Origin of the sequence: Pseudidiomarina piscicola (assembly GCF_902806985.1) — a bacterium.
Classification (GTDB): domain Bacteria; phylum Pseudomonadota; class Gammaproteobacteria; order Enterobacterales; family Alteromonadaceae; genus Pseudidiomarina; species Pseudidiomarina piscicola.
In genome coordinates, this window is the sequence record NZ_CADCXY010000007.1 from 67,467 (window position 1) to 90,427 (window position 22,961).

At 49.8% G+C, this 22,961-nt stretch carries 16 protein-coding genes and 1 other RNA gene; 4 read left to right on the top strand and 13 right to left on the bottom strand.

The window, feature by feature from the left end; genetic code table 11:
• Window positions 1-104: 104 nt before the first annotated feature.
• Entirely contained in the window at window positions 105-1,541 is a 1,437-nt protein-coding gene (nhaD, locus tag PSI9734_RS11110; protein ID WP_173921198.1) for a sodium:proton antiporter NhaD, read from the top strand.
• Here nhaD and PSI9734_RS11115 read toward each other — a convergent pair.
• The 8 genes from PSI9734_RS11115 to gcvT form a co-directional block, all read right to left on the bottom strand.
• Window positions 1,538-2,473: a LysR family transcriptional regulator gene (locus PSI9734_RS11115; RefSeq protein WP_173921199.1), complete on the bottom strand. Its 936-nt coding sequence runs from the start codon at window positions 2,471-2,473 to the stop codon at window positions 1,538-1,540. The genes nhaD and PSI9734_RS11115 overlap by 4 nt on opposite strands.
• 98 nt (window positions 2,474-2,571) lie before the next feature.
• Window positions 2,572-5,745: an amidohydrolase family protein gene (locus PSI9734_RS11120; RefSeq protein WP_173921220.1), complete on the bottom strand. Its 3,174-nt coding sequence runs from the start codon at window positions 5,743-5,745 to the stop codon at window positions 2,572-2,574.
• A 33-nt stretch (window positions 5,746-5,778) separates the two neighbouring features.
• Window positions 5,779-7,314 carry a S10 family peptidase gene (locus PSI9734_RS11125; protein ID WP_173921200.1) on the bottom strand — a complete coding sequence of 512 codons (1,536 nt, stop codon included), beginning with the start codon at window positions 7,312-7,314 and terminating at the stop codon, window positions 5,779-5,781.
• A gap of 108 nt (window positions 7,315-7,422) precedes the next feature.
• Entirely contained in the window at window positions 7,423-8,619 is a 1,197-nt protein-coding gene (locus PSI9734_RS11130) for an NRAMP family divalent metal transporter (RefSeq protein ID WP_173921201.1), read from the bottom strand.
• Window positions 8,604-10,751, bottom strand: coding sequence for a putative bifunctional diguanylate cyclase/phosphodiesterase (locus PSI9734_RS11135; protein WP_173921202.1), 2,148 nt, complete (start codon window positions 10,749-10,751; stop codon window positions 8,604-8,606). Before PSI9734_RS11135 ends, PSI9734_RS11130 begins: the two co-directional genes overlap by 16 nt.
• A gap of 184 nt (window positions 10,752-10,935) precedes the next feature.
• Complete coding sequence (gcvP, locus tag PSI9734_RS11140; protein ID WP_173921203.1) at window positions 10,936-13,821, bottom strand: aminomethyl-transferring glycine dehydrogenase; 2,886 nt, start codon at window positions 13,819-13,821, stop codon at window positions 10,936-10,938.
• A gap of 92 nt (window positions 13,822-13,913) precedes the next feature.
• Window positions 13,914-14,303, bottom strand: a complete 390-nt coding sequence (gene gcvH / locus PSI9734_RS11145) for a glycine cleavage system protein GcvH (RefSeq protein WP_173921204.1) — start codon at window positions 14,301-14,303, stop codon at window positions 13,914-13,916.
• Window positions 14,304-14,351: 48 nt separating this feature from the next.
• Window positions 14,352-15,431, bottom strand: a complete 1,080-nt coding sequence (gcvT, locus tag PSI9734_RS11150; protein WP_173921205.1) for a glycine cleavage system aminomethyltransferase GcvT — start codon at window positions 15,429-15,431, stop codon at window positions 14,352-14,354.
• Window positions 15,432-15,580: 149 nt separating this feature from the next.
• On the opposite strand from gcvT, the gene PSI9734_RS11155 reads away from it, so the two are divergent.
• Window positions 15,581-16,450, top strand: a complete 870-nt coding sequence (locus PSI9734_RS11155; RefSeq protein ID WP_173921206.1) for a LysR family transcriptional regulator — start codon at window positions 15,581-15,583, stop codon at window positions 16,448-16,450.
• Here the strand turns inward: PSI9734_RS11155 and PSI9734_RS11160 are convergent.
• Genes PSI9734_RS11160 through PSI9734_RS11175 form a run of 4 tightly spaced genes read right to left on the bottom strand, consistent with a single transcriptional unit; the run spans window position 16,431 to window position 20,693 of the window.
• Entirely contained in the window at window positions 16,431-17,570 is a 1,140-nt protein-coding gene (locus PSI9734_RS11160) for an FAD-dependent oxidoreductase (RefSeq protein WP_173921207.1), read from the bottom strand. The genes PSI9734_RS11155 and PSI9734_RS11160 overlap by 20 nt on opposite strands.
• Window positions 17,570-18,781 (bottom strand): 2-octaprenyl-6-methoxyphenyl hydroxylase, encoded by a 1,212-nt coding sequence (ubiH, locus tag PSI9734_RS11165; RefSeq protein ID WP_173921208.1) that lies wholly within the window; start codon window positions 18,779-18,781, stop codon window positions 17,570-17,572. The genes PSI9734_RS11160 and ubiH overlap by 1 nt, the downstream gene beginning before the upstream one ends.
• Window positions 18,763-20,079 carry a Xaa-Pro aminopeptidase gene (gene pepP, locus PSI9734_RS11170; RefSeq protein ID WP_173921209.1) on the bottom strand — a complete coding sequence of 439 codons (1,317 nt, stop codon included), beginning with the start codon at window positions 20,077-20,079 and terminating at the stop codon, window positions 18,763-18,765. Before pepP ends, ubiH begins: the two co-directional genes overlap by 19 nt.
• Window positions 20,080-20,090: 11 nt before the next feature.
• The gene (locus PSI9734_RS11175; protein WP_173921210.1) at window positions 20,091-20,693 is read right to left on the bottom strand and encodes a UPF0149 family protein; all 603 of its coding nucleotides are present in this window, start codon (window positions 20,691-20,693) and stop codon (window positions 20,091-20,093) included.
• Window positions 20,694-20,824: 131 nt separating this feature from the next.
• Here PSI9734_RS11175 and PSI9734_RS11180 point away from each other — a divergent pair, with 131 nt between their 5' ends.
• Window positions 20,825-21,133, top strand: a complete 309-nt coding sequence (locus tag PSI9734_RS11180) for a cell division protein ZapA (protein WP_173921211.1) — start codon at window positions 20,825-20,827, stop codon at window positions 21,131-21,133.
• Window positions 21,134-21,146: 13 nt separating this feature from the next.
• Window positions 21,147-21,329, top strand: a non-coding RNA gene (gene ssrS, locus PSI9734_RS11185) — 6S RNA.
• Between the two features lie 35 nt (window positions 21,330-21,364).
• On the opposite strand, the gene PSI9734_RS11190 is transcribed toward ssrS, so the two are convergent.
• Complete coding sequence (locus PSI9734_RS11190; RefSeq protein ID WP_173921212.1) at window positions 21,365-22,921, bottom strand: amidohydrolase family protein; 1,557 nt, start codon at window positions 22,919-22,921, stop codon at window positions 21,365-21,367.
• Between the last annotated feature and the right edge of the window lie 40 nt (window positions 22,922-22,961).

Here is a 22,961-nt window from a genome sequence, read left to right on the forward strand (position 1 = left end):
TATTCCCAGAGCAAATTCATGCTCAGCCGCAGTCGTACGCGATAAATGTGGTAGTATGCGCGCGCAATCACCCCAAGAACCTTTGTGTGCAAGGAAATCGACACATGTACAAGCACCTCCTTATTGCTCTCGCGCTACTTTTTGTAAGTCCAGCGGCCTTTGCTGCATCAGGCCCATTAGATTTAACCTACTCGACCGTCGGGCTCATCGCTCTGGTGATATTTACCGCAGCTTATTTGCTGGTGATGGGCGAAGAACGACTGCATATGCGAAAGTCGAAGCCCGTACTTGTTGCGGCGGGTTTAATTTGGATGATGATCGGCTGGGTTTACATCGACCAGGGCTTTCCAGGAGCGGCCGAAGAAGCATTTCGCCATAATCTACTCGAGTTTGCCGAGCTCATGCTGTTCTTGTTAGTGGCGATGACCTACATTAACGCCCTCGAAGAGCGACGTCTGTTTGATGCGCTGCGCTCTTGGATGGTGAAAAAAGGTTTTACCTACCGACAGTTGTTCTGGCTTTCCGGGTTCTTGGCGTTCTTTATTTCACCCATCGCCGACAACCTGACTACCGCACTTCTCATGTGTGCAGTGGTAATGAAGGTAGCCGATGGCGATAAAAAGTTTATCGGTATGTCGTGTGTCAGTATTGTGGTGGCAGCCAACGCTGGTGGCGCTTTCAGTCCCTTTGGCGATATCACCACATTGATGGTTTGGCAGGCTGGAATTGTCGAGTTCCATGAGTTTTTCGTGCTGTTTATACCTTCGGTTCTTAACTACCTTGTGCCGGCTCTAATCATGAACTTCTTTATCGAAAATAAGAAGCCAGACGCCATGTACGAAGAAGTGGAACTTAAGCGAGGCGCGCTGCGTATCACGACGCTGTTTCTGCTCACCATTGCGACAGCGGTGTCGTGTCACATGTTCCTGCACTTGCCACCCGTACTTGGCATGATGATGGGTTTGGGTTACCTCCAGTTCTTTGGTTACTTCTTACGTATGACACTGCCCGGCTCTTTAGCGCGCAAGCGTTCTATGGCCGAGCGCGCCGGCGACATGGAGCGTCTCAAAAGGTTAGGTGGTGTGGTACCGTTTGACGTATTTAGCCGGGTACAACGGGCCGAGTGGGACACGTTATTGTTCTTCTATGGCATCGTTATGTGTGTCGGCGGCCTAGGCTTCCTTGGCTACCTTCACCTACTTTCAGACACTCTTTACAACCAGTGGTCACCAACACTTGCGAACGTTGCCTTAGGTGTCATGTCTGCGGTAATTGATAACATTCCGGTAATGTTCGCGGTATTGTCGATGTCGCCTGATATGTCCCATGGTCAATGGCTACTGATAACCTTAACCGCGGGTACCGGTGGTAGTTTACTCTCGATTGGTTCTGCAGCTGGTGTTGCACTGATGGGGCAAGCGCGCGGCTATTATACCTTTGCCAGCCACTTAAAATGGGCGCCAGCGATAGCTCTAGGCTTTATCGCCAGCGTTTTTGCACACTTATGGTTGAATGAGCACCTGTTTACCATCTTTAATTAAGGGTTCTCAGCGGTGTCCGCCACCAGTTGGCGGAACCACCGGTGTCCTGCGTCATGTTGTAATAATGGACTCCAGATCATTGCAAGATCGAGATTCGGAATTGCAAAGGGCGGTTTGCGCATCGTCAATTCTTCATCGTCTTGATAGAGCTCTGCTGCCCTTGTCGGCAAGGTGGCAATAAGACCTTGCCGCGCCAGGTGCATCGCCACATGATAATTGCGGGTAAAAACACGAATATCGCGCTTGTGACCGAGCTCAACTAAGGCTTCGTCGACCCAACCTAATTTTTGCGCGTCATGAGGGTCCATACCTACGCCTACGCCAAAACCGGTTTTACTTACCCACACGTGTTCCGCTTTGAGGTAATTCTCAAGAGTGTAGTTATCGAGTAGTGAGTGGTCGTGACGCATCAGGCACGAGAAGTCATCTTCCCAAAGGGCTTTTTGATGGAACGATTGCGGCAGCTTTTCGAATCGATTAATCGCAATATCAACCTTACCGTTCTCAACATCATGAAAACTAATATCACTTGGTGTCATGATATCTAAGGTCACTAAGGGAGCTTGAGCTTTGAGGCTACTTAACAGCTTAGGCATTAAAGTCGATGCGGCATAGTCCGACGCCATAATACGAAAAACCCGATCGGTGCTGGCTGGCTCAAAGTCGCGGGCAGGCTGCACCATTTCTTCCACTGAGTACAGTATCTGACGCACCGGTTCTTGCATGCGCTGGGCCGTGTCGGTGGGGATCATTCCTTCGCTAGTACGCACCAAGATTGGGTCGTTGAGTAGGCTGCGAAGTCGCTTCAGGCCATTACTCATTGCTGGTTGGGTAATGTTCAGTTGCGCCGCAGCTTTGGTCACATTTCGCTCGCGTAAGAGTACGTCAAGATAGACCAACAGATTCAAATCGATATCTTTTATATTATTCATAAAAAAAATAAATCCCGCTATACGAATATAGCGGGATTATAACGAGCTTGGCGCAAAGATACAGCCGTCACTTTTAAAAAGCGCCGACTATCTCCTCTTTACTCCCAAAAGAATGGCGCTCGTGGCTTCGCTTCAGGTACCAACTGGTTCATGTTGGTCGCATCATACAAGCGGCCATTGACCATCGTATGGGTCACCCTATCCGTCACGCGAATGTCAGCCAGCGGGTCACCGTCAATCACGATAACGTCAGCAAGCTTCCCTTCTTCAAGTGAACCGATGAGGTGGTCCATGCCAAACTCCATCGCTGGGTTAATGGTCGATGTCGCCAATGCTTCAAGAGGTGTCATACCACCTTGCGCCATCATCCAGATCTCCCAGTGTTGCGCCAACCCTTCACGCTGCCCGTGCGCGCCGGCAACCACTTTAACCCCAGCATCGGTTAAACGCTTCGCAACTTCTGCGTTGTTCACATGGTTATAGTGGTTATCAGGTGCAATTTCACGACGCACCGACTTGCCAACTAAGTTGTCTTGCGGCACAAAGGTGGACAGTTTTGGATGCTTCCATACTTCGGTTTTTGCATACCAGTAGTTTTCACCCCAGATGCCACCGTAAGCCACACCTAACGTAGGCGTGTAGTAAACATCTGTTTGTTGCCAAAATTGTTCAATGTCATCGTAAATTTCAGCGACCGGAATCGAGTGCTCAATGGTTGTGTGGCCATCTGCCACCATCGATAAGTTATGCTGCAATAATGAGCCACCTTCAGGCACCACCATCATTTCCAGCTCACGACCGGCTTGAATGACCTGCTGTCGTTGGTTCCGACGCGGTTGGTTATAGCTTTTCACCGAGAACGCGCCAACTTTTTTCAATCGCTCTAGATGAAACTTCGCATCTTCCAAACTATCGATATGCGAGGTATAACCGGGGCCATTGGCACCATACAAAATAGTACCTGTTGAGAAGGTGCGTGGTGCTGCAATCAGACCCGCTTTTTGCATTTCACTCGCGGTGAAAATTTCACTGGTATCGTTGGATGGATCGTGAATCGAAGTAACCCCGAACGCAAGGTTCGCGTACGACTGCCAGTTTTGCTCAGGAATAATTTCATATTCGCCTTGGCCGCCGTGGGCATGGCCGTCAAACAATCCAGGCATCACTGTTTTACCGGTGGTATCGACCACAAAGGCATCGCTTGGAACCGCGACATCTGCTGCTGCGCCTACCGCAATAATTTTATTGCCGCGCACCACAACTGCACCGTTTTCGATAACCTTATCGCCGTCCATCGTGATCACTTGACCACCCACAAAGGCGACGGTCTCATCATGAATGGCGCTATCAGCATCAAAACTAATGTCGGTGCCACTACTCACTTGCTCAAAGCTATCACCTTCATTATCGATGCTAAATAAACCAGCCACCGACGCGTGATACAACTCTGGGCCTAGCGACCAGTAGAGGCTGTTGCCGTCGGCGGTCCATGAGATATTCTCACCTGCACGAACCGACAGTTGCTCAACTGGGAACTGTTTGTCGTTCGGGCCAATGTTAATGGCTGAGCCGCGTTCAACTAATGGCGTTACAAACACTTTAAAGCGTTCGGCGAAAGCCAAGTGCTCGCCGTCAGGCGATACGCGGTATTCGGTCGCATGCTCTGAGGTATAAAGGGTACGCTGCTCTTTGGTCGCAATATCGATGGAACGCAGTTGCTGAGAGCCCGCCGACGCCATGACATACACTCGGTCATTACGCGCGCCAAACTGAGGTTGATAGCCACTTTCGCTAATCAAACGTGGTTCGGCATCTTGGTTTAGTGGTAAGTGGTAGATACCTGCGTTTAAGCCGTACGTATCTGGCGTTAAATAGCCACCACGTACCTTACGGTAAACGACAGCATTTCCGTCGGGGCTAAACACTGGTTCGATAAATTTGCCCTTGCCCGTTGGCAGAACGCGCTCTTTACCACTGGCCAAATCGCGGACAATCAACTGCCCTTGCGCTTGGTCGTCCCAGCTTACGTAAACTAGCTTTTCACCATCGCGAGAATAACTGGGGTACAGTTCCCAAGCACCTTCACGATCTGTTAGGCGCTCTGGCTCGCCGTTTGGCAAGGTACGTGAATACAAGTGACCTAACGCATCGTAAATCACCTGTTGGCCATTTGGCGCTACCTGCACGTTACGCAGCATCTTCACTTTAAACTGCTCTTCACCTAGGCTTTGTTCAAAATGCAGCGCTGTCTGTACTTTTTTGGTGGTCTCGACACTAAATGGAATGACTCGAGCTTGGCGTGTTTCCACATCAAGCTTCATAATTTTACCATCGGCCCAAAACACCATTGATTTGCTATCGGCAGTCCAGTCCATGGTTGGGTACACACCGTGTATCGCCCAGGTTTCCTGCATGTCACGATCTAGCTGCGAATAAAGTCGTTTTTCTTCGCCACTTTCAAGATCATACAAATAAAGCACACTGCTGAAACCTTCACGCTTGATATAGGCCAAGTGCTTGCCATCAGGTGATGGTGTGGGACGAATCGCACCACCCGCACCACCTAACAATACATCGATATCACCGGTTTCACGGTCGAAACGCTTGATGGTGTAGATGCCTTCAAGTGAGTCTTTGCTGTAATGGAAAGTTTTACCCGGCGTATCATCTTGTGAAAAATAGATGTAACGACCATCGGGCGAAAACGCCGGCTCGCCAAGATCTTTCTGATCATTGGGTCGCTCGGTTAATTGCACACCGCTGCCACCATTCACATGGTACATCCACACTTCACCAGCACCGAGAGAGCGACGCGCTGTGTAATGTTTACGGGCCACAAGGAACTGACCATCAGGGCTCCAAGCTGGGCTATTCAATAAGCGGAAGGTTTCGTCGGTCACGGCACGTGCGTTCTCACCGTCAGCGTCCATTACCCAAATGTTATCGCCACCGCCTTGGTCCGAGGTAAATGCAATGTAGTTACCGTCTGGTGAAAACACCGGTTGCATTTGCCAAGCAATACCACCGGCAATGAGCTCTGCGTCTCCGCCTGAGGCTGGCATACGATAGATGTCGCCAAGCAAGTCGAAAACAATCCACTTACCATCAGGGCTTAGGTCAACGTTCATCCAAGTGCCTTCGTTAACCTTAATTTGAATATCTTTGAAGTCGCCTTGTGGAGCTTGTACGTCCCATGCCTCTTGCGCGATGGCGTGGGTAGGTACCGCTAAAGCGACGCCGACCGCAAGGGCCAGCGTAGTTAATTTTTTCATCATTAAACCTTTCGTCGTTTGTCGTTGCTCGTGTTATTCGTATTTCGCGGCTTCGCCTTGCGCTGGCACTGTCGCGTTAATAAATTCACGTACATCACTATTGGCAGACTTAAGGTCTTCTGCGCGCAGGTACATCATGTGTCCACTGCGGTAGCCTTTAAAGTCGATGCGGTCTTGCATCTTGCCACTTGGGTCAAGGTGCCAAGCGGTGTACTTCGCATCAAAGTAATTGGTGGCACCGTCATAGTAACCAGATTGAACCAACACGTTTAAGTACGGGTTTTGTGCCATAGCTTGACGTAAGTTCTCGCCCGTATTGTTGTTTGTACGATCCCACGGATGAACCGGCCCGAACATGTTGTACTTCACGTCGGTTTTATAATTCAGTTCTTCACGTAGGTAGTAGTTAATCGCTGGCGTAAACGAGTGTAGCCACGAAGTTAGTTCTGCATTGTAGTCTGGGCTATCACCGACATTATCGCGGTCGATGCCTAAGTAGCGTGAATCGAGGCGCCCCACGGTTTGCTCACGATCGCGCAGCAACTCTTTCCAGAAGAAACGTGGACTAATATCGAGGTTGGCGCGCAGCACTGTTTGCTGCGACAGCCCCGAGAAGCGGGCTACTTGCTCAGCAATTTGCGCGCGTTCGTCACTTGGCAGCATGGCACCTTTGGCAAGTGCGGGCAGATAAGTATTTAAGGTATAAGCTTCAACTTCGCTTAAAACGTCAAGCAAGTCTTTGCTTTGCAGTTCTTCACCTAACGCATCATGGTACCAAGCAGTGGCGGCAAAGTATGGCAAGCGGTTCGCGGCTGAAACTGGGCCTTGACGGTCGATACCGATATCCGTTGGGGAAACCAAGATCACGCCGTTTAAGTACATCCACTGACGATTTTGTAATTCCAGCGCTAAACCAGAGACACGCGTGGTACCGTAGCTTTCACCAATCAGGTACTTCGGTGAGCGCCAGCGCTCATGACGCGTGACAAAAGTATTGACCCAATCTGCTAGGTATTTGACATCAGCGTTGACACCAAAAAACATTTTTTGCTGCTGTTCACGCGATGGCATTTCACCTTCAGCATTTGGCAACACACGCGAATAGCCCGTGTTTACTGGGTTAACAAACACAATATCAGCAACGTCCAACACTGAATGTGGGTTATCTTTCACGCCATAAGGCATGATTGGAAAGCCTTCATCGTCGACCCGTAATGATTTAGGGCCAGTATAGGCAATGTGCATCCACACCGATGCAGAGCCTGGGCCGCCATTAAACGAAATCAATAAAGGACGCTCTTCTCTGTTTTTTACATCTTGGCGTTCATAGTAGGTAAAAAACAACGCCGCGGTCGCCTCACCGCTATCATTAAACACCGGTTGCGTGCCGGTCGTTGCCGTATATTCAAAGCGATCGCCATTAATAGATGCGCGGTGCTTAGTAACCACCACATCATCGGCTGCAATTTTTGCCACTGGAGCATTCTGCTCGTCAGCGAAGCTTAATGGGCTCAGCAATAGCGCTGCGGTAACACAGCTGGCACTGAGAGCTTTCGAGATAACATTCATTTGCATCAACCTCGTTGTTTTTAGAGTCTTTCCATTTAAGGGGATGTAAGCGCAAAGCTCAAGCTCTGTGAGGTCAATGCCCTGTATTTGCAGATGACTAACCTAGGCCTATAAAAACAGCAACCAGTAAAGGTAGAGCAAGGTGAAGCTACACAAGTAAAGAAGCCCAAGGCCAGCCCACAAATGCAGACCCGTCGCCAACTTCTGCTCGCGCACTAAGGTGTAGTTGAGCCAGGCGAAAAAAGGCGTGGTAAGAAATGCTAGGGTCATGGCAAAGCTTAGCATTGGCCCTAATGCACTTTGAAAGTAAAGAATCACTAACATACCGGCCACAGCTTGGCCAATCACCCAGCCACTTAGCGGGTACTGGCGTTTCGTTAAGGTGTGGAAACTCTCCGCCAGCGTTCGTGCATAGCCATCAAGCACAGCCAATGTGGTGCCAAACATACATAACACGGCAATAGCACCGACTAAGTACCCTGCCCATTCGCCGATGGTTGCGCGGTACATAGCAACAAATTGATCGGCGAACTTCATCCCGGCCATTTCAATAGGCTGCGGCGAGCCATACTGCACCAATGCACCAAGAGCCAGAAATAACAGGGCTAGTATGACGGTCGTCCAATAGCCCAAATTGAAATCAAAAATTCCATCGCGCAGCGTCACTTGCGTCAGTTTCTGTTTACTTCGCAGCCACAGGGAATTAATCACAGACAATTCGATAGGTACGGGCATCCAGCCCATCATCGCCACCAGAAAAGCCAAAGCCGACAGTCGCCACGGTGATGGCGCAACAAAATCAGCCGGTGGCGGCGTATAGTTTTGCCACGCGACAATAACAGCGATCACGGTCGCCATCGACAAGCTCACCATGATCCACTTCGAAATGCGATCTAAGGTTCGATACTGGCCGGCGAGCAACACCAGTAAGCAAATCAAAAGAACAAGCCAACAAAGCAGGGTAAGGCTCAACTTGGGTAGGAAAATCTGCAACAAGCTGGCCGTAAGTAGCAACACCCCGGCCGTATTCACCACCGCCGCGATCAAGTTGAGCAGTGTGAATGCCCCTAAATAGAGCTTATGTTTGCGATAGTAACCACTCACTAAGCTTTCGTTATGGGTTAACGTATAGGTCACCCCAAAACGAAAAAACGGATACTTCAAAATATTGACGAAGGCAACCAAACCTAGCAACTGCCAGCCGAACAATGCCCCGGCTTGCGTCGCAGCAACTAAGTGCGACGCACCGACCGCTGCCGCGGCCAGAATAATTCCCGGACCTAAGGTAGTTAATCGTGTAGCCATTGCTGCTCAAATTCCGCCGCTGACAGCGGTCGTGCAAAATAATAGCCTTGCCCTTGCTGGCAGCCTAAGTCTTTTAAAAGCTTAGCCTGTTCTGCGGTTTCAATACCTTCGGCAATAGTACTCAAGTTTAGTGTTCTGGCCATGGCGATAATGGTTGCGACTAGGTTCTTGCTTTGTTCATCAAGCGTCATCGCTTGTACAAATGACATATCAATTTTTAAAATATCGACATTAAACTGCTGTAAATAGGCAAGCGATGAATACCCCGTACCGAAGTCATCGATCGCCAATTGGAATCCATAGTTACGTAGTCGCTCAGTGACCGCCAGCGCTTGTTGCGGGTCTAACATCAAGTCGCTTTCGGTAATTTCGAAAGTGATGGCTTGCGCTGGTAGGTGCTCACTAATTTTCACAAACTCATCCACCACCTCTAGCGAGGCAAATTGTTGGGCGCCAATATTCACCGACACAACGGGAACGAATGCATAACGCTCACGCCATTTTCTTATCAAGGCGCAGGTTTTCTCTAGTACTTGATAGCCCAACTCTGTTAGCACGCCTTGCTTGGTGGCAATGGCAATAAACACGTCGGGAGGTACCGAGCCAAGCTCTTCGTCAAACCAACGACACAACACTTCGGCGCCGACACAGTTGCCGGTTTGCAAGTCAATTTGTGGTTGCAAGTGAACGGTAAGTTCCTGGTTAGCAAGGGCAACCCGGAAGCGTTCGGAAAGTTTACTTTCATCCCTTACTTTTTGCGCTAGCTGATCATCGTAAATACAGTATCGCAGGCCATTTTGTTTAGCTTCGTATAGGGCAATACTTGCTTGTTGAAGTAATTCGGCAGCCGAGTCGGCACTCGTTGAGTAGGCACCAGCCACGCGAAATTGCAGCTGTAAATGATGTTCGCCAACACTTACCGGCTCGGCAAATAGTTCACTGATAGCGTCAGCGGCTTTTAGAAATCTCGTTACGGTATCTTCCGTTGCCCCTGAGCCAGCACTCACAATAACAAACTCATCGCCGGTTAGACGGGCTAAATAGGCCTGTTCGTGTTGCTCATTCGCGGCTCTTTTCAACTGGTGGGTAACAAAACGCAACAACCTATCGCCCACGTGCAAACCAAAGCGCTGATTGATACTGCGGAACCGGTTTAGGTCGATCAGTAATAACAGGCAAGGTGTTAAGTCACCGGTTACAAGTTTTTGTTGATACCGGCATTGCAGCTCATTTAGCAAGGCAGCCCTGTTGGGTAACCCGGTGAGCTCGTCAGTATAGGCAATTTCCGCCATCAGTTCTTGCTGCAAGTAGTGTTCGGTAACGTCTAAAACAAAGCCTTCAAAGTGGGTGATAACGCCAGCAGCGTTCTGTATGCCTTTACCTTGTTCCCAGACCCAACGTGTTTCCCCATCGGCGCGCTCAATGCGATAATTCAAGCTGTAGTCGCTGTCTGAGTGCGTCGCGCCCGTCACCTCACGATCGATACCCATGCGGTCTTCGGGATGAATCAAATCTTGGTACGCAATTGTTGTGTTGTTTTCTAATTGCTGCGGCGTGTAGCCTGTTAACTCCCGCGCCCCACGACTGACGATCTCCATCGTCCAGGCCGCATCGTTTTTACAACGATAAGCCATGCCAGGAAGGCTATTCATCAATGTTCGTAGGCGTCGTTTACTTTCTTTTAGATGGTTAGTAATACGTATTTGTGTCAGCTCGGCAGCAGCCTGTGCTGCTGCAACTTGCAACATTTCAAGCTCAGCGGCGCCATACTCAGTAGCGTCGTTGTTCAGTACTGCTAAAATTCCTAACTTCTGCCCGTCAACCGACATCATCGGCACGCCAACATAGCTTTCAGCTCCAAGCTTTTGCAACATTTCGTCATGCGGAAACAGTTGGCATACACCTCGATTGTAGACACAGGAGTCGAGCTCTAAAATGGTTTCACAGGGCGATCCTGAGAGGTCATAGCTGAGGGTGGGCTGTAACGAACCAGACGAATAAAAAGCGAGGGCTTTAGCGCGTGATGGGTCAGACTCAAACACCTCGGAGATCATCACATGGTCGGCCACCAGCAACTCACTGACAATTTTAGTCAGATTCTCAATAAACTTGAGCTCACTATGCTCACGCAAGTTTTGCGCCAGTAAGTGGAATGCTTTATTGATGTCCAGCCGATGAATGGTGTTCTCTCCGTCAACCTATTCTTCTGTTTTATCTCATATTCTGAGTTAATAGCATAGCGTTGTTGGCGAAAAAATATAAAAAAAGGAGCGTCGATACGCTCCTTTTGATTCGTCCTTAGGTTTCAATTCTCACCTAACGATAGCTATCCACTGCTGGGCAGCTACACATCAAGTTGCGATCGCCGTAGACGTCATCGATACGGTTCACCGTCGGCCAGAATTTATTCGCAGCAACGGCTGGAACTGGATATACCGCGGTGACGCGATCGTATGGGCGGTTCCAATCGTTGTCGGTGATATCCGCTAACGTATGTGGCGCATGATGTAACGGGTTGTTGTCCTGTGGCCACTCGCCCTGCTCTACTTTGCGGGCTTCTTCACGGATACAAATCATGGCTTCAATAAAGCGATCGAGTTCATATTTTGACTCTGACTCGGTCGGTTCTACCATCAAGGTACCAGCCACTGGGAAACTCATTGTCGGTGAATGGAAGCCGTAATCTTGTAGACGTTTGGCAATATCCATTTCGGTGACATCACAGCTTTCTTTCAGTTCGCGTAAATCGATGATGCACTCGTGGGCAACACGGTCGTTACGGCCTTTATAAAGGATCGGATAATGACCGCTCAAATGCTTGGCAATGTAGTTTGCATTAAGAATCGCGACTTCTGTTGCTTCACGTAAGCCGCGTGAGCCCATCATAACAATGTACATCCACGAAATAGGCAAGATGCTCGCACTACCAAACGGAGCTGCTGAAACCGCGCCGTTGTCTAGGTTGGTTCCGTGAATCGGCACCACTGTGTGGTTTGGCAGGAATGGCGCTAAGTGTTTCTTCACACCAATAGGACCCATACCAGGACCACCGCCACCATGTGGAATGCAGAAGGTTTTATGCAGGTTCAAGTGCGATACGTCAGCGCCAATATAGCCCGGCGACGTTACGCCAACCTGTGCGTTCATGTTGGCGCCATCAAGGTACACCTGGCCACCGTGCTCGTGCACTACTTCACAAATAGTGCGAATACCTTCCTCATAGACACCATGAGTAGATGGGTAGGTAACCATAATGCACGACAAATGATCGCCCGCTTCTGCGGCTTTCGCTTTAAGGTCGTCTAGGTCAACGTTACCGTTTTTGTCGCATTCAACAACCACGACTTTCATGCCCATCATTTGGGCAGACGCAGGGTTGGTGCCGTGCGCAGAGCTTGGGATGAGACAAATGTTACGGTGTGATTCCTTGCGACTTGCGTGATATTTATGAATTGCAAGCAAACCAGCGTACTCACCTTGAGCGCCTGAGTTTGGTTGCATCGACATCACGTCATAACCGGTGATATCCACCAGCCAGGTCGAAAGGGTTTGTAGTAGCTCGTAGTAACCTGACGCTTGATCTTCCGGGCAGAATGGGTGTAGTTGACCGAATTCAGGCCAAGTAACCGGAATCATTTCTGCCGTTGCATTCAGCTTCATGGTGCAAGATCCTAACGAGATCATGCTGTGGTTCAGGCTTAAGTCTTTTGTCTCGAGCTTCTTAATATAACGCAGCATTTCGGTTTCAGAATGGTGCGTATTGAAAACTTCGTGCGTTAAAATTTCACTTTCGCGACGTAAGTCAGCAGGAATAGATTGCGCTTCGTCGGCGCTTGCTCGTGCATCAAGGGTCGCGATATCAAGACCGTGCTCATCACCTAGCAAAGCGGTAAATAACGTTTCTACGTCTTGCTGGGTCTTCGCTTCATCAAAGCTCACGCCAAATTGGTTATTGCCATCAACGCGCAAGTTAAAGCCATGCTCGACGGCACGCGCAATAATTGATTGCTCGTTACCTTCCAGTTTAAAGGTTAAGGTATCGAACCATTGTGAGTTCACCACTTCAACACCTTTGTCTTGTAGACCCAAGGCAACAATGTTGGTTAAGCGATGAATACGCTCCGCGATGGTTCGTAAACCTTGTGGCCCATGGTAAACGGCGTAGAAAGAGGCCATGTTGGCCAGCAGCACCTGCGCCGTACAAATATTCGAGTTAGCTTTTTCGCGGCGAATGTGTTGCTCGCGAGTTTGCATGGCCATACGCAAGGCTAAGTTGCCGCGGCTGTCTTTTGACACACCGATAATACGGCCAGGTAGTGAGCGCTTGAATTTGTCACGGGTGGCAAAGAAGGCTGCGTGTGGGCCACCATAGCCCATAGGCACACCAAAGCGTTGGGCTGAACCAAACACCATGTCGGCACCCATTTCACCTGGTGATTTCAACATAACCAAGCTCATAATATCAGCAGCGACAGCAACAATACCTTTGTTTGCTTTAATGTCTGCGATTAATTGCTCAATGTTGTGCAATTGACCCAAACGATCAGGGTACTGCAATAACGCGCCAAACACGTCGTGCTCGGTTGCTTCGCGCGCTGGTGCCACAATCACTTCAAAGCCAAACATTTCGGCACGCGTTTTCACCACGTCGATGGTTTGTGGGTAAACATTGTCGGCAACAAAAAAGCTGTTTGACTTGTTTTTGCTCACGCGTTTTGCCATTGCCATTGCTTCGGCGGCGGCTGTGGCTTCGTCAAGTAACGATGCACTCGCAAGTTCCAGACCGGTAAGGTCCATGGTCATTTGTTGGAAGTTCAAGATGGCTTCCAAACGACCTTGCGCGATTTCCGGCTGGTAAGGCGTATACGCGGTGTACCAACCTGGATTTTCTAGGACATTTCGTAAAATGACATTCGGCACTAAAGTGTCGTAATAACCCATGCCGATGTAAGACGTTAAAACTTTATTTTTACTGGCAATGGTTTTTAGTTTCGCTAGCGCTTCACGTTCAGAAAGAGGTTCACCCACTTGTAAGAACGGCTCACGCAAAATGGCGCTGGGTACCGTATCCTTGGTAAGTGCTTCCAGTGAAGCAGCGCCCAACTCGGCCAACATTTCAGCTTGCTGCGCGTCGCTTGGTCCAATGTGGCGACCAATAAATTCACCATGATTTTCTAACTGCTTTAGCGTTGCTTTGGTCATTTACTTCTTGTCCCTTTATTCGGGTGGTTAAGGGGATTAGGAACACAAAACCCCGGTAACTTGAACCGGGGTTTGTGCATTCCATTGCCTAATTAGTCTTCGTCGATAACTGCTTGATAACCTTCTGCATCAAGCAAGCTTTCGAGTTCGCTTGGGTCTTCAGCTTTAATTTTGAATAACCAGCCATCACCGAAAGCGTCGCTGTTAACGGTTTCTGGCGAATCTTCTAACTCTTCGTTGATGGCAGTGATTTCACCAGCAATAGGCGCATAAATGTCTGATGCTGCTTTAACTGATTCTGCAACTGCTACATCGTCGCCTGCGGCCACTACATCGCCAACCTCTGGTAACTCAACAAACACCATATCGCCTAATAGGCCTTGTGCGTGTTCACTGATACCTACTGTATAGATACCGTCACCGTCATTACGGACCCATTCGTGAGTCGATGCGTACTTTAATTCTTTTGGGATTGAGCTCATGTTGTGATCCTCAGGTTAGTTGCTCTAATTAACGTGTTAACTCGTGTATTAAACAAGGCTTTTGCCGTTGCGGACAAAGCTTGGTTTGACCACGCTAACTGTAACGAATTTTTTGCGCATTTCCACTTCTGCAGTTTCACCTACAGTTGCAGGAACGCGTGCCATGGCGATTGAAAAGCCAAGTGTTGGTGAAAACGTGCCTGAGGTAATCATACCCTCACCGCCATCAACCACGACTTTCTGGCCGTGACGTAAAACGCCTTTATCGCGCATAACGAGGCCAACGATTTTGTTATGGCCTTCAGCTTTTTGTTTTTCTAATGCATTGCGGCCGATAAAGTTACGTTCGCTTGGTTCAAAGGCAACGCTCCAGCCCATATTCGACTCGAGTGGCGTTACTTCTTCGTCCATGTCTTGTCCGTATAGATTCATGCCTGCCTCTAAGCGAAGCGTATCACGAGCACCAAGACCACAGGGTTGCACACCGACGTTTAACAATTGGTCCCAGAACTTGCTGGCTGCTTCACCAGGCATCACAATTTCGTATCCGGCTTCACCGGTGTAACCTGTTGTTGCAATAAACAACTCGCCGACCTGCGCCGACATGAAGGGCTTCATACCATCAATGGCAGCAAAAGCTTCTTCACCGAGCACTAATTTTATTTTCTCTGCGGCTTTCGGGCCTTGTAAGGCCACCATGGCAAACTCAGGACGTTCGTTAATAGTCACATCAAACTGACTCGCGTTCTTTTCGATCCAACCTAAGTCGCGTTCACGCGTCGCAGAGTTCACCACTAAACGGTACGACTCGTCTGAGAAGTAGTACACGATCAAATCGTCGATAACACCGCCATTTTCGTTTAGCATGCTGGTGTACTGCGCTTTGCCTGGCACGGTAACTTTAGCAATGTCGTTCGCTAATAAGTAACGTAAAAATGATTTCGCATCAGCGCCTGAAACGTCAACAATGGTCATGTGCGAGACATCAAATACGCCTGAATCTTGACGTACGGCGTTATGCTCTTCAATTTGCGAGCCATAATTCAACGGCAAGTCCCAGCCGTGAAAATCCACTAGCTTGGCACCAGCGGCGACGTGTGCGTCATATAAAGGAGTACGATTTGCCATGACTTTGTGGTCCTGTTGTTTTGCAAAAGAGTGGCGCAATTATAAGACTCCTGAGCGCTGGCAACAAATAAATATTCCTTATGCTATTATAAGATTTTTAAATAAAGATATATTTCATATTTTAATTATAAATAAATTAGGTGTTTTCGATGCGTCAATTGCCGTTAGATAGCTTACGTGCCCTGATAAGTGTCTACGAGTTACAGAGCTTTACGGCTGCCGGACAGCAGTTGGGTCGCTCGCAGCCGGCGATTAGTTTGCAACTACAGCGCTTGGAAGAAATGCTTGGTGTGCGGCTTTACGCCCGCACTGGTGGGCGTATACAACTCACGCCAGCGGGTGGTGAGTTACTTGATGCTGCGCGCGCCATGCTTAGCATTAATGATCAAATTATTGCGCGACTTACCGAGCCCGAACTAAGTGGTAGAGTACGTCTGGGTATCACCAGTGAGTTCGCCAGTAAGCTGTTGCCACAAGTTCTTGGCCAGTTTGCGCAAAGCTACCCCAATGTCGCTCTTGAAGTGACATCAGCCTTAAGCAAACAACTGATAGGTAAGGCCGATGAATTTGACGTGATCATTGCACTGACCGAGCAGGGCGGCAAAGATTCAGCCCAGCTGGTGAACCCTATGCAGTGGCTCGAGCTGCGACAAGAGCCTCTGGTCTGGGTCGGTAATCAAGAGAGTCAGCTACTGCCCTCGCCTTTACCTCTGGTGCTCGCCCCTGATGGCTGCATCTATCGAAGGCGTGCCTTACGCGCTTTGCAGCAACTAGGGTTAGCCTCACGCATCACCTATACCAATACCGATTTCAGTGGTTTAACCGCTGCTATCCAAAGTGGCCTTGGTATTACCGTACTTGCACAGAGCACTGTGCCTGATCATTTAGAGCGAATTCAGCGCATGGGCGATGGGGTGGTGTTACCTGATTTAGGTGAGGTTGGGGTGATGCTGTCGACGCGAGCCGCTGAAAATTCAGCAGCTCAGCAACTTGGACAGTTTATCCTAGAGCGGATTTAATCAACGCCCGCTTAATCGGGGTAAAACCGTTGGCAAAACTCAGCCCTAACCCGCGGGTCAGTTTCAATAATGGTGAGGCACTACCAAAGCCGCGTTTAAAACCTTCCATAGCCGCGATCATTTGGCTCGCAGCGACTTTACGTTGGCGCTCCCACGCTCGTAAATCAGCATGTTCAAAGCTCGACTCGGTAACGGCCAGCAACGCAACCACATCACCAAACCCTAAATTCGCGCCCTGCCCCGCTAGTGGATGGATACTGTGTGCTGCATCGCCAATGAGCAGCATACGTTGCTGAACCCAGCGCTGGGCATATTGCATTCGTAACGGAAAGTAAGCCCGCGTTGACGCCAATTGCAGTTGCCCCAGGCACTGATCGCTAACCGCCTGCAGCTGCTTAATAAAATCAGCATCGGTTGCATTTTGCAGTTGCTTCGCAGCCTCGTTATCGGCGGACCAAACCAAAGAAACCAAATGCGGATCAGCTAACGGCAACCAGGCCACGGGTCCGGTCGGTAAAAATACCTGGCGCGCACAGCCACCATGGGGTTCACTGCACTGAATAACAGCTACACAGCCCTGTTGCTGGTAATCCCAAAAGGTCAGCGGTAAGCCCTCGGCGTGGCGCAACGGCGAGCGCACGCCATCGGCAGCAATTAAGTAATCACCCTGAATTCGGGTGGTATCGGTCTCAACCCATACGGTGTCGTGCTCGACTGCATGGCGTTGTACTGCTGTTTCTGCAAAAAGTGTGACACCTGCCGCCGCCGCAGCCTGCCATAAGTGAGTTTCGATCACCCGATTCTCAACAATCGCACCCAAATCAGCTTGATTCACCTCTTGCGCAGTAAAGTGAACTCGGCCAAAACTGTCGTGATCCCACACTTCCATCGCGCTGTACGGGCCCACGCGAGCTGGGGGAATCGTTGACCATACCCCAAGCTCATGTAGCAACTGTCGACTGTGATGTGCAATCGCGCTAACTCGCAGCTCGGTGGTTTCTGTATAGCTAGGCGCAGCACCGCGCTCCAGTAAGGTCACACGATGCCCCTGTTGCCGCAGCCCCAGCGCCGTTGCTAGACCTATCATGCCTGCGCCTACCACAATAAAATGCTGCGCCATCACTGTTCTCCTTTGGCTTTTGCCAGTTGGCTCAAGCCCATGGTTTGCCGCGCGAACTGATGCCTTAAAGGAGGAGTCAGGTCCAAACCAAGCAACGCTAGATTACGAACTTTCGTGAGCGGCCAATAATGATTCGAAAAGCCGCGTACTAAACCATCCGTCAGGCCAATGATCTTTTGATAATCCGCTCTTCGATGCTGCCAATAGTCCGCTAACGTGGTATACGCACCTGGATCTTTAGCCTGTGCCAGTTCATCGCTTAACGCAATCGCATCTCGAACACCAAGGTTGAAACCTTGTCCGGCAATTGGGTGAAGAGTATGAGACGCGTTGCCGACAATGACGGTTCGGTGGCCGATGCTACGCTCGGCGAGTTGCAATTGTAACGGGAATTGCAAACGCTCACCGGCCGCAACAAAGCGCCCGGCGCGATAACCAAACACCTGTTGCACCGCCTGCAGGAACTCAGCTTCAGGCAAGGCCATGGTCGCCGCCGCTTGAGCTTCGTTAACCGACCACACCAGCGAGGCCTGAGCGTTTGGCAAGGGTAGCAATGCCACCGGACCAGTGTCGGTAAAACGTTCATAAGCCCAGCCATTTAACGGCTCTGACAGCTGTAAATTGGTAATGATACCAACTTGCTGGTAATCGGTAACTTGCATGTCGATACCAAGGGCATTCCGTACGAACGAGCGTTGCCCATCGGCACCGATTAATAACTGGCATTGCAGCTCAGTCGCTGGCGTTGAACTTTCATTTGCACGGCTCAGTTGCACCGTGGTGTAGTCACGAGCATGGCTTATTTCGGTCACGCGAGTGCCTGCGCGCCACTCCACGTTTGGTAAATCGATTAAATGTCGGTACAACTGCTGATTTAAAAGCTGTGCCGGCACCACATAACCCAATGCAGCCACACCTTCATCAGCCGCATGTAAGCGGGTCGCTCCGAGGTACCCTCGGTCACTTACGTGTATATGTTTGATCGCTTCGCTACTGTCTGCCAAACCCGACCAAAGACCTTGGTCTTGTAGCAAGTTAACGGTTGCCGCAGCAAGTGCTATGGTGCGTTTGTCGGGTACGGGGCCATCCGCATTAGGCTCAACAATGGTAATGCTAAGGTCGGGTCGCCGACGCGCCAGTAACAGGGCTGTTAGCGATCCTACGAGCCCGCCTCCGGCGATTACAATCGAGGTCAGTTTGCTTGCATCCATGCTTCAATCTCGGCAATGGTTTTGGGAACACCTGCGGTCATGTTTTCATGACCCGACTCGGTAATAATTACATCGTCTTCAATACGTATGCCAAGGCCCCGCCACTTTGGCTCAATATCCGTCGCGTCGGCCGGAATATAAACCCCTGGCTCGACCGTGATCACCATTCCCGGCTCGAATAACGTCCGCTTTTCACCTTGTTGGTATTCGCCAACGTCATGCACGTCGAGCCCAAGCCAGTGGCCTAAGCCATGAATAAAGAAACGTCGGTGACTGGCCTGGTCAATGTGCGCCTGCACATCGCCTTGCAAAATACCTAACGCCACCAAGCCCTTGGTAATTTCTACCGCAGCAGCTTCATGGGCATTGAGTAAATGACTTCCCGGCTTTACCGTCGCTAAAGCAGCTTCTTGGGCTTTTAATACAACCTCATAAAGTTGTCGTTGCGGTTCACTAAAGCAGCCGTTCACTGGAAAGGTACGGGTAATATCTGCGGCGTAACCTTGATACTCAGCGCCAGCATCAATTAATAACAAATCACCAGCGGCCAGCTCTGATTGGTTTTCCGTATAGTGCAAAATACAGGCATTTTCACCACTACCACAAATTGTACCATACGCCGGAGCGGCCGCCCCTTGCATCGCAAACTCATGGTGCAGTTCAGCCGCCACTTGATATTCATAGCGACCAGGAGCGGCAAAGCGCATTGCGCGTTTATGAGCGGCAACAGAAATCTTTGCTGCTTTGCGCATAAGGTCAAGTTCGGCTGAAGACTTGACTAAACGCCACTGATGCATCCAGGGAGCTAAGTCGAGGTAGGCTTGCGGGGCCTTTTGCCCCTTTTTCTTACTTTGCCTAAGTTCAGCAGCAAGCTCTTGTACGTGCGCCAGCCACTCGTCATGGCTATGATCCAGCATGACCGTATGCACTCCATCGAGAAGCGGCAACAGGTGGTCGTCTAATTCATCGATGGAATGTGCAACATCCACCCCAAGCTGAGCCACAGCGCGCGCGGTTCCCATGCGTCGGCCATGCCACACCTCGGCATGAGGGTCCGACGCTTGGCAGTATAGCTGTACGGGCATTGCACTGTTTGGTGCCAGTACCAGCACGGCATCTGGCTCATTGAAGCCGGTCAGGTAAAAAAAATCACTGTTTTGGCGAAATGGAAACTCAGTATCGCGACTACGCGTTAGCATTTGCGCACTTGGAATGATCGCTATGGTATCATTCGTTGCGGCCGCCAAACGTTTGAGTAAACGTTCACGACGTTGTTTGAATTCAGATATTGGCAGCATTGCAGTCACTATTAATGAAGTGTTTTGTTGGTCTTACAGCCACTCGTGCTATTTTGCCCTAACTCATTGAAACAAAGCATGGCTGAAATACGTAGGTATTCCATGATTTCAAAGTAGGCACGTTCAGCTTCTTCATCGTCATCTACGGCGATGTCGAGTTTTGCGATCTCTACCATGTCGTCAATCGCTTCACGTAAATCGCCAGACAAACCAGCTAAGTTCGTTTGATTGACACCGAAACCAACGAGAAACGACTGAACCCATGCAGTGAGTGCTTGTAACCGTTCATGTAAGGGTGCATGGTCACTTGGTAACAATAATTGAAAGCCAAGCTCTGGATCTTTTAAGCTCGCTGCAAGTTCTTCAGCCATCAGTCGCACCCGCTCACGTACGGCAGGTGCAAACGACTGTCCCTCATTAATTAAGTCGCTGAGTAACAGCAGCCAGTCATCACCTTCTACGCTTGCGCCACCTGCAACCATGCCAGCGAGTAGACCATGAATTTCAGCCGCACTTGAGAGTAGTTCATGATGCTCAAAGAACTCACTAAGGCGGTCGTAGGTTTGCGAGCTAGTCTCGCTTTCTAAAGGTTGATCAGAAGTTGAATCAGTCATGCAGGTCAATCTCTTGCTTTGCGATATCTCGCATCCTACCACTGCGTAACGTTTCAGGCTAGCTGACAAAGCCCCTCAAGGCATGGCATAATGCACGCAAATGCACTATCAACCAGCAAGGAACCTTGGTCATGAGTCAGCGCACCATGGACATCAATTTGATGGAACGTCACTACAAAGTGAATTGTCCAGCAGGGCAAGAGGTTGCCTTGCAGCAAGCTGCAGACAAGTTGAACCATAAGCTAGCGCATATAAAAAATGCGACGCGTTTAAGCCATCCAGAGCAGATAGCGGTCATGGCTGCATTAAATTTATGCCACGAAAGTGCACAACTTGAACTCGCGCAAAAGCAGCGCATCCAAGAACTGGAAGAAAAAATAAAACTCTTACAAGAAACCCTAGAGCAAGTAACTGCCGAGCAGCGCCCAGGGCGTAAGTAAGATTACAAGTTAAGATCGCCTGGGATGTACGCCAGCACGCTAATGTCCCTGAGCCGATGTCATCAGTAAAGGGGCTCACTGACCGGCTATTGTGCAAGCTCGACATGTATCGAGAAGCCTACGGTCGCGAATTTGCGCCCCGCCTTGAACCAGTGGGTTCAAGGGCCAAAGCACGCAGCGGCATTCCGGGTGATCACCCCCCTTACGAGGGGTGAAAGTAGATAACGAAAGTTACTCGTCTTTCGCCTTTTCAACAATTTTACGTACGTCTGCTAAAAGCTCTTGGGCATCGTACACAATACCGTCTTTAATGGTATAGCGGACTCCCTCGGTACGCATCGGTTGGTTATTCTCATCTAGCTTAAAATGCCCGGTTCCGTAGAGCACTTTAAAGTTCGCTAATGGATTCTCGGCGACCACCACTAAGTCGGCTTTCTTACCTGGTACCACACTGCCAATTTCATGCTCTAAGCCGAGTGCTTCAGCGCCATTAAGGGTCGCTGCCTGCACCACCTCTAGAGCGTTAAAGCCAGCTTCACGCAGAAGCTCAAACTCGCGCACCAAGCCAAAACCGTAAATTTTGTAAATATAGCCCGCGTCTGAACCTGTGGTAATACGACCGCCATGGTTTTTAAAGTCATTTAAAAAGGCCATCCACTTTTGATAATTCTTCCGCCATGCAATCTCTTCGTCCGTGGTCCAGTCAAACCAATACGACCCGTGGGCATAGCGGCTGGGTTCAAAGAAGTCCCATAACTGCGGCAAGGTATAATCATCGTGCCATATTGCCTGACGCTCACGCATCAGATCGCGACTAGCTTCATAAATAGTGAGCGTCGGATTAATAGTGAAGTCCAACTCAATCAGTTCATCACGTACCGAATTCCATTTATCAGAGCCCGCTGCCGCCGCTTGCTGCCATAAACGCCCAGCCTCTTTAAAGCGATCTTGCTCGTTATTGTAGTTATAATCCGCTGGGTAATCTTGAATCACTTGTTCGGTAAATAACGCTTCTGGTAAGCCATACCAGTGTTCCATGCTATCCAGCCCCATACGTGCCGAATCAACGACATCCGTACGTACCACATTCAGCTGAGCATGATGCATCATCGTACCTAAGCCTTGCTTATCGGCCTCATCTAAAGCGGCCGCAATAATTTCAGGCCGCGCACCGAAAAATTTAATGCCCTTGGCGCCGTTTTCTTTGGTCGCGCGCACCCAATCTCGTGCTTGCTCTGCGGTGAATATAGGCTCTTCACTGTTCATTCCAAAGCCGAGATAAGGAATAATCCGCGGTGAAACAATGGTGTTCTCTGCGGCTTGCTGCTCGTGCCATTTGGTCCACTCTAAACCGTTAAAGCTGCCAGGCTCACGCACTGTTGTAATACCATGGGCAAGCCATAATTTAAGTACATACTCGGCGGGAATACCTTCTGCTGAACCACCGATATGGCCATGCATATCAACAAAGCCCGGCAGCACATAATGACCCGTTAGATCCATTTCTTTATCGCCTTCGCGCAGCTCAGGCCGGCGGTTAGGCAGAACAGGTACGCCAGGATTCCCCACACTGACAACGTCGGTAATGCGATCGTTTTCAATCACGATGTCCACCGGGCCCTGAGTCGGAGCTCCCTCGCCATTGATAAGGTTCACCCCGCGTAAAATAAGTCGATCATAAGGGCCTTCGCCCTGGTCACCGCGGGCAGGCGCCTTTGGTGGCGCTGCAAAAACCTGTGTGCTTAACACGATGCTAAGCATTGCCATAGTCAGTAGCTGTTTAATCATGATATAAAACGCCTCAACGATTCAAAGTTTTGCCAGAATA

Bases quoted from the DNA above. Each gene is read 5' to 3' on its own strand.
- nhaD (WP_173921198.1), top strand. From the start codon at position 105: ATGTACAAGCACCTCCTTATTGCTCTCGCGCTACTTTTTGTAAGTCCA.
- PSI9734_RS11115 (WP_173921199.1), bottom strand. From the start codon at position 2,473: ATGAATAATATAAAAGATATCGATTTGAATCTGTTGGTCTATCTTGAC.
- PSI9734_RS11120 (WP_173921220.1), bottom strand. From the start codon at position 5,745: ATGAAAAAATTAACTACGCTGGCCCTTGCGGTCGGCGTCGCTTTAGCG.
- PSI9734_RS11125 (WP_173921200.1), bottom strand. From the start codon at position 7,314: ATGAATGTTATCTCGAAAGCTCTCAGTGCCAGCTGTGTTACCGCAGCG.
- PSI9734_RS11130 (WP_173921201.1), bottom strand. From the start codon at position 8,619: ATGGCTACACGATTAACTACCTTAGGTCCGGGAATTATTCTGGCCGCG.
- gcvP (WP_173921203.1), bottom strand. From the start codon at position 13,821: ATGACCAAAGCAACGCTAAAGCAGTTAGAAAATCATGGTGAATTTATT.
- gcvH (WP_173921204.1), bottom strand. From the start codon at position 14,303: ATGAGCTCAATCCCAAAAGAATTAAAGTACGCATCGACTCACGAATGG.
- gcvT (WP_173921205.1), bottom strand. From the start codon at position 15,431: ATGGCAAATCGTACTCCTTTATATGACGCACACGTCGCCGCTGGTGCC.
- PSI9734_RS11155 (WP_173921206.1), top strand. From the start codon at position 15,581: ATGCGTCAATTGCCGTTAGATAGCTTACGTGCCCTGATAAGTGTCTAC.
- PSI9734_RS11160 (WP_173921207.1), bottom strand. From the start codon at position 17,570: ATGGCGCAGCATTTTATTGTGGTAGGCGCAGGCATGATAGGTCTAGCA.
- ubiH (WP_173921208.1), bottom strand. From the start codon at position 18,781: ATGGATGCAAGCAAACTGACCTCGATTGTAATCGCCGGAGGCGGGCTC.
- pepP (WP_173921209.1), bottom strand. From the start codon at position 20,079: ATGCTGCCAATATCTGAATTCAAACAACGTCGTGAACGTTTACTCAAA.
- PSI9734_RS11175 (WP_173921210.1), bottom strand. From the start codon at position 20,693: ATGACTGATTCAACTTCTGATCAACCTTTAGAAAGCGAGACTAGCTCG.
- PSI9734_RS11180 (WP_173921211.1), top strand. From the start codon at position 20,825: ATGAGTCAGCGCACCATGGACATCAATTTGATGGAACGTCACTACAAA.
- PSI9734_RS11190 (WP_173921212.1), bottom strand. From the start codon at position 22,921: ATGATTAAACAGCTACTGACTATGGCAATGCTTAGCATCGTGTTAAGC.